General features: G+C 65.9%; 11 protein-coding genes. 3 read left to right on the top strand and 8 right to left on the bottom strand.

What is annotated here, in order from left to right; all coding sequences use genetic code 11:
* Positions 1-30 precede the first annotated feature (30 nt).
* On the bottom strand, positions 31-462 hold the full coding sequence (locus ACNFH5_RS02010; RefSeq protein WP_416743841.1) for a DUF1090 family protein: 432 nt from the start codon (positions 460-462) through the stop codon (positions 31-33).
* A gap of 261 nt (positions 463-723) precedes the next feature.
* Here ACNFH5_RS02010 and ACNFH5_RS02005 point away from each other — a divergent pair, with 261 nt between their 5' ends.
* Positions 724-1,674: an adenosine deaminase gene (locus ACNFH5_RS02005; protein WP_416743840.1), complete on the top strand. Its 951-nt coding sequence runs from the start codon at positions 724-726 to the stop codon at positions 1,672-1,674.
* 177 nt (positions 1,675-1,851) lie between these two features.
* Positions 1,852-2,532 (top strand): SDR family oxidoreductase, encoded by a 681-nt coding sequence (locus ACNFH5_RS02000; RefSeq protein WP_416743838.1) that lies wholly within the window; start codon positions 1,852-1,854, stop codon positions 2,530-2,532.
* Between the two features lie 105 nt (positions 2,533-2,637).
* Here ACNFH5_RS02000 and ACNFH5_RS01995 read toward each other — a convergent pair whose 3' ends face one another.
* Positions 2,638-3,558 carry a LysR substrate-binding domain-containing protein gene (locus ACNFH5_RS01995; RefSeq protein ID WP_416743837.1) on the bottom strand — a complete coding sequence of 307 codons (921 nt, stop codon included), beginning with the start codon at positions 3,556-3,558 and terminating at the stop codon, positions 2,638-2,640.
* A gap of 62 nt (positions 3,559-3,620) precedes the next feature.
* On the opposite strand from ACNFH5_RS01995, the gene ACNFH5_RS01990 reads away from it, so the two are divergent.
* Complete coding sequence (locus ACNFH5_RS01990) at positions 3,621-4,553, top strand: AEC family transporter (protein ID WP_416743835.1); 933 nt, start codon at positions 3,621-3,623, stop codon at positions 4,551-4,553.
* A gap of 241 nt (positions 4,554-4,794) precedes the next feature.
* Here the strand turns inward: ACNFH5_RS01990 and ACNFH5_RS01985 are convergent, their stop codons facing one another.
* The 6 genes from ACNFH5_RS01985 to ACNFH5_RS01960 form a co-directional block, all read right to left on the bottom strand.
* Entirely contained in the window at positions 4,795-6,324 is a 1,530-nt protein-coding gene (locus ACNFH5_RS01985) for an APC family permease (RefSeq protein ID WP_416743834.1), read from the bottom strand.
* A gap of 109 nt (positions 6,325-6,433) precedes the next feature.
* A complete protein-coding gene (locus ACNFH5_RS01980; protein ID WP_416743832.1) occupies positions 6,434-7,450 on the bottom strand; it encodes a heme-dependent oxidative N-demethylase family protein in 1,017 nt (338 codons plus the stop codon).
* 14 nt (positions 7,451-7,464) lie between these two features.
* Positions 7,465-8,433, bottom strand: coding sequence for a PDR/VanB family oxidoreductase (locus tag ACNFH5_RS01975; RefSeq protein ID WP_416743830.1), 969 nt, complete (start codon positions 8,431-8,433; stop codon positions 7,465-7,467).
* Positions 8,430-9,029, bottom strand: a complete 600-nt coding sequence (locus ACNFH5_RS01970; protein ID WP_416743829.1) for a dimethylamine monooxygenase subunit DmmA family protein — start codon at positions 9,027-9,029, stop codon at positions 8,430-8,432. The genes ACNFH5_RS01975 and ACNFH5_RS01970 overlap by 4 nt, the downstream gene beginning before the upstream one ends.
* Before the next feature lie 382 nt (positions 9,030-9,411).
* On the bottom strand, positions 9,412-10,848 hold the full coding sequence (locus ACNFH5_RS01965; protein WP_416743828.1) for a sigma-54 interaction domain-containing protein: 1,437 nt from the start codon (positions 10,846-10,848) through the stop codon (positions 9,412-9,414).
* Between the two features lie 10 nt (positions 10,849-10,858).
* Positions 10,859-11,980, bottom strand: a complete 1,122-nt coding sequence (locus ACNFH5_RS01960; protein ID WP_416743826.1) for a PAS domain-containing protein — start codon at positions 11,978-11,980, stop codon at positions 10,859-10,861.
* Positions 11,981-12,089 lie beyond the last annotated feature (109 nt).

The raw sequence follows: 12,089 nt of genomic DNA, 5'->3' as shown, positions 1-12,089 counted from the left end.
AGCGCCTTTTTCCGTGCGGCGACGTTACGACTAGCCGGTGAGGTCCGCTCGGGCTCTTTGCAGCTCTTCGGCGATTTCATTCGCCTCGGCTTGTTTGTCGCGCAGCTTGTTCTGCGCCTTGGTCACTTTCCGGGCATCGCCTTTGGCTTGGGCTTTACGCAGGTCGGCCTGCGCATCCCAGATGTCTTCCTGCTTGTCGCGCAGCTTGTCTTCGAGCTTTTCTACCCAACGCTGCGCACCGCTGTTGCGGTCGGCGGTGCTGTAGTCAAGGCAATAGGCGTTGGTCTTGCTCAGTGCTCTTTTCAGCCCGGCGACACGATGGGGATTGCCATATTGCTGGGCTTTCTGAAGTTGGTATTCCAGTGCAGCACGCTTGTGCGCGCAATCTGCCGATGCCAATGAGGTGAATCCCGCCGAAACGGCCAGCAGCAGGGAAATCGCGGAGAGTTTCGCGGTGGTCATGGTGACGCTCCTCAAATGATTCAGAGGTGATTTAGGTGTTTCTCCATGACTCGATGTTGGACGTTGGTGCCAGGTTGCGGTACCGCCTGAAGGCCAAGATGTCGCCTGAAACCATCCCGAATTCTGTAGGTTGATTCCTGTATTGCCGCACTCCATTGCAGTCAGCGAAGGCGTGGCCGTGCTATTCGCCGATATTTGCCCTGCGCCGGGCAGGGCTCGTGCGATAATTTTCGCGATTGCCTGAATAACGAGACCTCACCCATGTACGACTGGCTCAATGCCCTGCCCAAGGCCGAACTGCACCTGCACCTGGAAGGTTCGCTGGAGCCTGAGCTGCTCTTCGCACTCGCCGAGCGCAACAAGGTCGCCCTGCCCTGGGGTGACGTCGAGAGCCTGCGCAAGGCCTATGCGTTCAACAACCTGCAGGAGTTCCTCGACCTCTACTACGCCGGTGCGGACGTGCTGCGCACCGAACAGGACTTCTACGACCTGACCTGGGCGTACCTGCAGAAATGCCAATTGCAGAATGTCATCCACGTCGAGCCCTTCTTCGACCCGCAGACCCACACCGACCGTGGGGTGCCCTTCGAGGTCGTGCTGCGCGGCATCCAGGGCGCGCTGAATGACGGTGAGAAGCAACTGGGCATCAGCCATGGCCTGATCCTCAGCTTCCTGCGCCACCTGTCCGAGGATGAAGCGTTCAAGACCCTCGACCAGGCCATGCCGTTCCGCGAGGCCTTCATCGCCGTCGGCCTGGACAGCTCCGAAGTCGGCCACCCGCCTCGCAAGTTCCAGCACGTGTTCGACCGCGCCCGCAGCGAAGGCTTCCTGACCGTCGCACACGCTGGCGAGGAAGGCCCGCCGGAGTACATCTGGGAAGCCCTGGACCTGCTCAAGATCGAGCGCATCGATCACGGCGTGCGTGCCATCGAGGATGAGCGGCTGATGCAGCGCATCATCGACGAGCAGATCCCGCTGACTGTCTGCCCGCTATCCAACACCAAGCTGTGCGTGTTCGACCACATGCGCGAGCACAACATCCTCGACATGCTCGAGCGTGGTGTGAAAGTGACGGTGAACTCGGATGACCCGGCGTATTTCGGCGGCTACGTCACCGAGAACTTCCACGCCCTGCACGAGCACCTGGGCATGACCCAGGAGCAAGCCAAGCGGCTGGCGCAGAACAGCCTGGATGCGCGGTTGGTGAAGTAATGAGGTCCGGAGTCGGCCTGTAACACCCTCTCCCTGAAGGGAGAGGGCATCGCCCAATGCCAGATTCCGAACTGGAAACCCCGTCCCGATCCGTCCCCTCATCTGGCGCCCGCGACCTTTCGTACAACCCCTGCTACCCCTATAAGAACGCCTCTCCCACCGTCACGAGGTAGCAGCATGAACAGGATCGTCGCCATCACCGGCGGTTTCGGCCATCTGGGCAGCGTGGTCGGCCAGGCTTTCGCTGACGCCGGCTGGCAGGTCGCCCTGCTCGACCGTGCCGTCGGGCCGCGTTATCCACAGGCCGGTGCGCTATCCATCGGCGGCATCGACCTCACCGATTCGGCTGCTGCCCGCGCAGCGCTGGACCAGGTCAGCGAGCATTTCGGCGGCCTCGATGCGCTGATCAACGTGGCCGGCGGCTTCCACTGGGAAACCCTGGCCGACGGCGACGTCGACACCTGGGACCTGATGTACCGCATCAACCTGCGCACCGCCGTGGTCTCCAGCCAGGCCGCGCTGGCGCACCTGAAGGCGCGCGGGCATGGGCGCATCCTCAACATCGCCGCCGCGGCCGCCACCCGTGCGGCGCTGGGCATGGGCGCCTACGCCGCGTCCAAGGCCGGCGTCATGCGCCTGACCGAAGCGCTGGCGGAAGAGCTGAAGGATGCGCGCATCACCGTCAACGCGTTGATGCCGAGCATTATCGATACCCCGCAGAACCGTGCCGACATGCCCGACGCCGAATTCGACCGCTGGGTGCGGCCGGAGCAGTTGGCGGCGACGCTTTTGTTTCTCGCCTCGGATGCGGCGTCAGCCATTACTGGCGCGTGCATCCCGGTGACCGGGCGCGTCTGACCGCGTGTGGCTTTTCGTAGGAGCGAGCTTGCTCGCGAACGGACTCCCGGCGGCGTCGGTGCAGGAGCGGTTCGCGAGCAAGCTCGCTCCTACCGGGAAAGTCCTTCAGTTGTCGGTAGCCCCGACGCTACGCAGGAAAGCCGCCAGGCAGGGGTTGTCATTGTGCGGGCTCCAGGCCGCGCCGTACTCCACCTGCGGCGACTGGCCGATGGCGCGGAAGGCCACACCGGGCAGCTGCATGCGCCGCATCGAGTCCGGTACCAGCGACACGCCCAGCCCCTCGGCTACCAGGTTGATGATGGTCTGCTGCAGGTGCGTCTCCATGCGCACCGCTGGGGCGAAGCCATGCTGGCGGCAGCAGTTCATCACCGACTCGTGCAGCGCCGGCGCGGTGGCGGGCGGGAAGGTGATGAAGGGTTCGCCGGCCAGCTTCGTCACGTCCAGTTCTGCGTCCTGCGCCAGGCCATGATCGGCCGGCAGCACTGCGCACAGCGGCTCGCGCTGCAGCGTGCGGTAGAGCCGCTGGCCCGGATCGCGCTCGGGGAAGGTCAGGGCGACGTCCACTTCGCCGCTGTCCAGCGCCGGGCCCAGATCGCGCGGGAGCATCTCGTTGAGCACCAGCTTCACCTCGGGATGGCCGTCGGCGAAGGCCTTCAGCAAGCGCGGCAGTAGCGTCCAGGCGGCAAGCATGGTGAAGCCGATGCGCAGTTCTCCACGCTCCCCACGCGCTGTGGCGCTCGCCGAACGCACAGCGAGGTCGAGGCCGGCGAGCAGTGCGCGCGCGTGCTGCTGGAAGTCGCGGCCGGCGGCGGTCAGCTCCACTGAGCGCGAATGCCGGGCGAACAGCGGCGTGCCCAGCTCCTCTTCCAGCGCGGCGATCTGCCGGCTCAGTGGCGGCTGGGTGATGTGCAGCGCCTCGGCGGCGCGGCCGAAGTGCAGGTGCTCGGCGAGGGCGAGGAAATAGCGCAGTTGGCGGAAGTCGATCATCGATACGGAAAGGGTATGGATTGGTGCTTTAGTAAGCATTGGACGGTATCGATTGGCAACCCTATGCTCGCCTGCCGCTCCCGCTCTCCAGGTTCCCAGCCATGCACACCGTGTTCGCCGTCGTCCAGCCGATCTTTGCGTTGATCCTGGTCGGCTGGCTGTGCCGGCGCACCAACCGCCTCGGCCCGCAGGCGGCGTCGGAAGTGAACAAGCTGGTGGTCTGGCTGTGCCTGCCGGCGCTGCTGTTCAAGGTCACCGCCACCGCGACCTGGGCGGAAATCTGGCAGCCGGGCTTCCTCGCTGCCTTCACCGGCGGTTGCCTGCTGGTGTTTTTCGCCACGCTGGTCTGGCGCCTGCTGCAGGGCCGCCCGCTGCCGGCGGCGAGCATCGACGGGCTCAGCGCCTCCTACGCCAACACCGGCTACATGGGCATCCCGCTGTGCCTGCTGGTGTTCGGCCAGGACGGCCTGGAGCCGGCGCTGATTGCATCCCTGCTGGTGGTCTGCGTGCTGTTCGCCATCTCGGTGGTGTGCATCGAGGTCGGCCTGCAGACCGAGAAGCATATCGGCCGCGCCGTCTGGGTGGTGACCAAGGCGCTGGGCAAGAACCCGCTGGTGGTGTCGCCGATCATCGGCGGGCTTTGGGCGGTGACGGGCATTGGTCTGCCGGCGCCGCTGCTGCACTTCCTCGATATGCTTGCCGCCGCTACCACGCCGTGTGCGCTGGTCTCCCTCGGCCTGTTCCTGGCGCAGCGTCAGGAGGGCGGCGAGCAGGTCGGCGCCTGGCCGCTGGTGATGATCAAGCTGATCGGCCAGCCGCTGCTCACCGGTTTCCTCGCCTACAAGGTCTTTGACCTGCCGCCGTTGTGGGCCGACTCGGCGCTACTGCTCAGCGCGCTGCCCACCGGTACCGGGCCGTTCATGCTCGCCGAGTACTACCAGCGCGAGGCTGCTGTGGTGTCGCGGAGCATTCTGGTGTCTACCCTGGGCTCGCTGGTGACGCTCTCCCTGTGCCTGCTGTGGATTGCCCGATAGTAGCCTTTGCGTAGGAGCGGACTCCGTCCGCGATCGACTCCCGTCCACTCCGAGCTGGCCGATGGCACATCGCGGACGGAGTCCGCTCCTACAAAAACGATACGCCGGGCATAAAAAAACGGACCGGCCATCGCGGGGATGGCGGGTCCGTTGCGCAAACGCAGGGGAGCGTCACCGGGGAAAGGTGACGCTCCAGACGCAGCCCCTCAGGCGTATGGCCCGAATTGCGTCAACGTTGCGATCAAGCCGGTTCGGACAGCGCGCCAGTTGCGCGCACGGATGATTGGCGGCGGGAGATCCGGTGGGCGTCGCCCGCCGGTGCCGTGCCCTTGTCGTAGGGCTTGGCCAGCAGCATGTAGAGCAGGCCGGCGCCGAGCACGATCGCCGTGGTGAGGATCATCGAGTAGTTCATGTACCAGGGTGCGTCCGGGGTGCGTGGCCAGACCATATTGGTGATCGCCGCCACGCCATAGATCAGCGCGGCGACGTTCACCGGCACGCCCCACTTGCCCAGCGTGAACTGGCCACCCGGCGCCCAGCCCTTGGCGCGGGCGATCAGCGCGGCAACGACGATCAGCTGGAACGCGATGTAGATGCCAATCGCGGCGAAGCCGACGATGGTGGCCACCGCATCAGCCATGAACAGACCCACGCAGACAATGGCTGCCGGCATCACGCCTGCCACCATCAGTGCGACCGCCGGTACGTGGTTGGTGTTGAGCTTCGACAGGGCCTTGCTGCCGACGATCATCTCATCGCGGGCATAGGCGAACAGCAGGCGGCTGGCGGCAGCTTGCAGGCTCAGTACGCAGGACACGAACGACACCATCACCACTGCCATCACCAGCTTCGAACCCACCGGGCCGAAGGCATTGGCCAGGATGGTAGTGACCGGATCGGTGTCTTCGCCGTTGATCACGCGCTGGATATCCGGCACCGAGAGGATCAGCGCCAGGCAGGCGAACATCGCCGCCGCACCGCCGATGTAGATGGTCATGCGCATGGTCTTGGGGATCATCTTGCCGGGGTTCGGGGTTTCCTCGGCGACGTCACCGCAGGCCTCGAAGCCGTAGTACTGGAACAGCCCCGCCAGGGATGCGGCGAGGAAGGCCGGCCAGTAGCTGCCGTCGACCTTGATGTCGAAGGTGTTGAACAGCACGCTGAAATCGTTGTGACGCTCGAAGATCAGCAGGTAGCCGCCGACCAGCAGCGCACCGCCCAGTTCGCAGATGAAGCCGAACATGGCGACGCGGGCCAGCAGTTTGGTGCCGGACAGGTTGAGCACGGTGGACAGGGCGATCAGGCCCAGGGCGATGCCGATGGCGGCGTTGCCGTGCATCTCGAAGCCGAGCATGGCGGCCATGTACGGGCTGGCGCCCACGGCGATGCCGGCGATGGAGGTACACAGCGCCCAGGCATACACCCAGCCGACCATCCACGCCCAGCGCTTGCCCACCAGGCGACGCGCCCAGGGGTAGACGCCCCCGGAGATGGGGAATTGCGAGACCACTTCGCAGAACACCAGGCACACCAGCAGTTGGCCCAGGCCGATCAGCAGGTAGGTCCAGAACATCGGCGGACCACCCGCGGCCAGGCACAGGCCGAACAGTGTGTAGACGCCGACGACCGGCGACAGATAGGTGAAGCCCAGGGAGAAGTTCTCCCACAGGCCCATGCTGCGTTCGAAGTTGGAGCTGTAGCCGAGGGCAGCGAGCTGCTCGGCGTCATGATCGGTAGCGCCAGCGGCACGCTTGGCAGGGGACCCACTCATCGTTGTTTCCTCTCAGGGGGTTGATGGGCAGAAGGCAATCGGCCGGCGGGCCTCACGACGCCCGCCGGTTCCCTTTTCGGGTGTGTTTCTTATGGGTAAAAAGTGACGGTCACTGGCCGTCATCGAACTGCGAGAGCCACTCCACGGCTTGCCGGTGGTAGCGGGTGAAGCCCTTGTAGTCGACCAACTGCTGGTCGAGGGACTTGAGCACGCGGTGCATGCGCTTGGCCCACGCCGGGTTGGTGGCGATGTCTTCCAGGCTCAGCAGGTAGGTGCGGATCGGGAACACGATGGCGTTGCTGCGCGGCAGACGGTGCAGCGGTTGCAGTTCGATGCGCAAGTAGACCTTTTTCCCGGCGTTCTCGGCGGTCACCGTGGTGCGGTCCGGCGCCCACTCGGGCAGGGACTCGGCAGAGACATCCAGGCGCGGGTTGACGGTCAGCGACCAGTTCAGGCGACGCACCGGGTGGCCGTTGCGCAGGCGCAGGAGGAACTTCAGCGCGCGGTCGAGCATGCCGGTTTCCTTCACCAGCGGCACCGGGCCGTGGAACTCGTGCCAGGCCATGCCCAGGTTGAAGCGCAGCGAATAGTCGGCGCGCTGGGTGGCGATGCCCGCGCCCCAGTACAGGGTGCCGTCGCGCTCTTCCTGCAGGACCCAGTCGCCCTGGGCCTGGCGGGTGACGTACTCCATCGGTTCAAAGGGCAGGGTCGACGGATCACCGAAGGTGAAGGTGTCGTCGATGTTCAGCAGCTTGTTGGTCCAGTGCCAGCGGGTGCCGTCCTTCTCCAGGGAGAAGTACTCCGGGTAGTCCTTGGCGTAGGACTCCATGATCAGCTCGAGCAGGTCCCACTGCGCCTCCATCATGTGCGGCGCGGAGACGTAGTGCATGCCCGGGTCCTTCTCCAGGGTGATCGCTCGGTCGCGGCACTCGCTGATGTAGTGCTCGTCGATGTCGAACACCGCGCGGAAGGCATCGTTGCCTACGCTGACGTGCGGCTCCAGGTTCATCGAGTACATGTACTCGTCGTCCGGGAAGGGCCAGGGCGCGCGGTCGATGCAGGCCTGGCTGTTGGCGTAGGTGTAGTCGTCGCGGTAGGTTTCGTCGGGGCGGAATTGGATGGTCATGGTCGTTCTCCGGCTCAGCAGTCGATGACCAGCCGCGAGCACTTGGCACGCGACACGCAGGGCATGATTTTCTTGTTGGCGGCCTTGTCCTCGTCGGACAGCCAGTCGTCGGTGTGGAGGATTTCGCCATCCAGTTCGAGGACGTTGGTCTCGCACATGCCGCAGGCGCCGCCGCGGCACAGGTACGGGATTTCATGGCCGGCGGCCTCGGCGGCTTCCAGCAGGCTCTGGTCAGGCGAAACCTGGATGGTCGCGCCGCTGCGCGCCAGGGTGACCTGGAACGCCTCGCCGACGCTGCCCTGTTCGAGGAAGCGTTCGTAGTGGATGTGGCTGTCGGTCCAGCCGTGGGCGTGGGCGGCGGAGAGGGTCGCCTGGATCATGCCCTCGGGGCCGCAGACGTAGACGTCGCTGCCCAGCGGTCGGTCGGCCAGCACTTCGGCAATGTTCAGGCGCTCGCCGCGGTCGTCGCGGTAGAGGTGCACGGCATCGCCGTATTCGCGCAGCAGCTCTTCACCCAGGCGCGCATGGGCATCGCCGCGCACCGCCAGGTGCACTTCGAAGGGCGTGCCACGCAGGCGCAGTTCGGCCAGTTGCGAGCACACCGGGGTGATGCCCACGCCGCCGGCGATGAACAGGTGCAGGCGCGCGTGCTTGCTCAGCGGGAACAGATTCACCGGGCGGAGGATTTCCAGCTCGTCGCCTTCCTGCACCACGTCATGCATGTGCCTGGAACCACCACGGCCTTCTTCCACGCGGCGCACGGCAATCTGGTAGGCGCTGGCGTCGTAGGGCGAACTCATCAGCGAGTAGGCGTTGCGGTAGGTGCCGCTGGCGTGGGGCATCAGCACCACGATGTTGCTGCCGCCGGAGAAGGGCGTCAGGTGCGCGCCGTCGGTGGAGGCCAGGGTGAAGCGCTTGATCTCCGGGGTCACCTGCTCGATGCGGGTGACGCGGACATTCAGGGTTCCGTTGGACTGGCTCATGTGTCGAGCTCCTCGGCTTCGGGCAGTTCGCCGGGGACTTCGGCGTCGGCCTTCACCGCCTGGAATGCGGCGAGGCGGCGGGAGTAGTGGTCGCGGACCACCAGGGTGCGGGCGCAGTGCGGGCAGTCGAAAACGCGCTGGGTGACGTTCTCGGTGTAGCCGTCGCAATGCACGCACCAGACACGGCGCACGAAGGACCCGGCGTGCTCGCGCAGCACTTCGTCCTTGTTCAGGTTGATCGCGTCGGCGGCCTGCATGGCGGTGCCGATGAAGCTCTCGGAACCGGCCAGGTACAGGCGGGTACCCATGCGCGACTGCCCCAGCAGGGCGTGCAGGTCATCGACCAGCGCGCGGTTGCTCGGGTAGATCGACAGTTCGACATCAGTGATGTCGCGCAGCGCGGCGAGGTGATCCTGGCCGGAGAAGGATTCGCTGGAATACAGCACGCGGATGGGCGCGGTGCGCGGCATTTCGGCGAGCAGGCGGAGCATGGCGCCGCCGCCGCTGCCCTGGCCGGCGATGATGTGGTGGTTGCCACCGGTGAGCGGGCGCAACTGGTCGTAGACCGGCCGGCTCTTGATACCTGTGATGAGCATTATTCTTGTGCCTCCAGAACTGCCGGCGCTCTGTGGTCAGAACGCCGACGCGATTCGAGGACCCGTGCACGGTCACGGGTCGAAGGAGACAGGGCACAGACTGTGCCAAATAGTTAAGTAATTGAAATTTAAAGGAAAAATAAAAATACGAGATCAGGGGTGTAAGCAGAAATGACAACGCCTGTAGGCAGGCTTGCAGCGGTGGATTGTCGCAGGGGATTTCTCTCGGGTGCGGGAACCCCCGGTGACCAATCGGTCTTGCACCGGGAGGTGGGTCTCGGGTAGGAGCGGACTTTGTCCGCGATCGATTGCCGGCTGCTCGGAGCCGGCCTGTTGCACATCGCGGACAGAGTCCGCTCCTACGAAGGCTCTTCGGGGCGCGTCAGTCGTCGCGCTGCAGCTTGCGGATCAGCGTACCGACATCGATGCCCAGGTGGATCGCCGCCTTGCGCTTGCTGCCGCACAGGCGCACCGCGCGCAGGATGACCTGGCGTTCGTAGCGCTGCACCTGGGCCTTGAGCGGCTGGTCGTCGATGGTCGCAGCCGGATCGTCGGTGGCGATGGGGCTGCCGGCCGGCGGTGCGCCGAGCAGTTCCGGCGGCAGGTGCAGTTCTTCCGCCACATCGTCGGCCAGCACGGCGAGGCGCTCGAAGATGTTCACCAGCTCGCGGATGTTGCCGGGGTAGTCGTAGCCCAGCAGGCGCTCGCGGCAGCCCGAGGCGAGCCGCAGCGGCGGCTGGCGGTCGCGGTTGATGCGCGCGAGGAGGATGTCCATCAGCACCGGCAGGTCGTCACGGTGGGCGCGCAGCGGCGGGATTTCCACCGGCAGCACGGCCAGGCGGTAGTAGAGGTCGGCGCGGAATTCGCCGGCTGCCACCTGGGCGCGCAAATCCTTGTTGGTGGCGGCGATCACCTGCACCTGGACCTGTTTCGACAATGGCGAGCCCACCGGCTGGATGGTGCCGTCTTCGAGGAACTTGAGCAGCTTGGCCTGCACTTGCAGCGGGATCTCGCCGATCTCGTCGAGGAACAGCGTGCCGCCCGAAGCGCTTTCGATATAGCCGCGCTTGCCCGATTGCAGCGCGCCGGTGAAGGCGCCGCGCTCGTAGCCGAACATCTCCGATTCGAACAGGGTTTCCGGGATGCTCGCGCAGTTCACGTCGATGAAGGGCCGGTCGCCCCAGCCGGCGGCGCGGTGGATGTGCCGGGCGATGGCGGTCTTGCCCACGCCGGGCTCGCCGAGCAGCAGCAGGCGCGCGCGGCGACGGAAGGCGCGCACGCCCATGTCGGCGATGGAGGAGAGCAGCGGCGACATGTGCAGGGCGTTGTCCTGCGGGTCGCCCAGGCCCTGCAGGTCGGTGGTCGAGGCGCGCCCGGAAGGGCTGCGCAGGCTGCCCGCCGTGCCCGGCTCGTACTCGCGCTGGATCAGCAGGCTGTAGGGCTTCTCGTAGGCGCCGGTGGGTACCGCCTGGGCGCGGGTGAGGAACACCCGGCCATCGCGCGAGCGGGTCAGCGCGCTCTTGCCACCACGGCGCAGGGCCTGCTGGAAGTCGTCGAACTGCAGCGCCGAGCGCTGGAAGAAGTCCACGTCCGGCAGGCCCAGCACGTCGACGCGGGTGACGCGGTTGACGCGCTCCGCCGCGAGGTTGATGAAGCGCACCCGCGAGTCGCCGTCGCAGACGATCAGCGCCTCGCTGAAACTGTCGAGCAGGGCATGCAGCGCTGGCGTCTCCAGTAGCGCCGAGAGCATCTCCCCCGACGCGCTGACCGACGAGCGCATGCCCATGCGCAGCGGCGCAAAGAAGCCTTCTTCGCTCATGCTTCTTTGCTCATGGATGCAGCTCCGTCGCCTTGTTCGCCAAGCGCAGCACGAAGACGCGCCAGGCCACGCCCTCGCGGATGAGGATGCGCGAGCAGTGGCTGTTGAAGGACTGGTAGTTGCCGAACTGGTCGGGCAGGTCGAGCACCTGCCAGGTGCGTTCGGGCAAGGGCATGCGGTTCAGCGTCGAGGCCAGCCCGGCCGCACGGGTGATGCCGAAGGTTTGCTCGAAGGCAGCGTTGCGCCATTGCGGCTGGGCGGCTTCGTCGATCACCAGCACGGCGTCGGGCACGGCGTCGAATACGCGGCGCAGCGCTTCGATGCGTTGCTCGGCGTCGTGCTGCATGCGCAGTTCCTGGCTGACATCGCGCAGGCTGCCCCACATGCGCAGCATGCGACCGTTGTGGATGCTGGCGCGCACGTCGTTCTCCACGTAGGCCGGCGAGCCGTCATGGCGACGGTCCACCGACAGTGCGCCATCGACGTGGAACTCCGCTTCGATCAGGCGCCGCACGAATTCTTCGTTGGCCGGGCTGCGCGGCCAATACAGGCGCACCGGCTGCTCGCTGAAGTCGACGTCGGCGGGCATCTCGTAGATGTTGGCCATGGCGCGGTTGCACATGCGCCAGTAGGAGCGGTTTTCGAACACCTGGCGGACGATCTCGTCGGGTGTCTCGCGCACGTCCACCGACTCGGCGAACTCGATGCACCAGTAGGCCACCCGCGCGCTGAAGAGCATCTGGCTCATCACTTCGTTGGCGCTCTGCAGCTCGCCCAGGCGGCGGCTGACCGGGCCCAGCGGCATCTTCACCAGATGCAGGCGCGCCGGCTCGCCGTCGCGCCATTGCAGCACGCCGCTGGCGAGCACCGGCAGCAGGCCGCCGTTGTGGCGGATCAGGGTCAGCTCCAGGTCCTGCACGCGCTCATCGGCCGGTGGGCTGGCGAACAACTGCATCAGCGCGTTCAGCGAGTCGGCGGTGTAGATCAGCTCGGCGCCCTGGCCGTCCAGGGATCCCGGTGCATAGCCGAGCTGGTCTGTCTGCTCGGCGGAGACCTCGATGAAGCGTCCCTGGGACGTCAGGCTGTCGGACAGCAACAGGCCCCTGTCCAGCAGCAGTTTTAGCGGGTCCATTTTTCCCTCCAAGGCAGATCTCCAAGGCAATTTCCCAACACGGCGGCGTGGCCGCCAAGCGGCCAGCGGAATGAGCAAGGCATGTTGCATGCCAGCCTGAAACGCCCAG

The organism is Pseudomonas sp. NY15435 (genome assembly GCF_048068295.1).
GTDB lineage: Bacteria > Pseudomonadota > Gammaproteobacteria > Pseudomonadales > Pseudomonadaceae > Pseudomonas.
The sequence above is the reverse complement of the archived record's forward strand: the minus strand, read 5'-3'. Positions and strand labels throughout refer to the sequence as shown.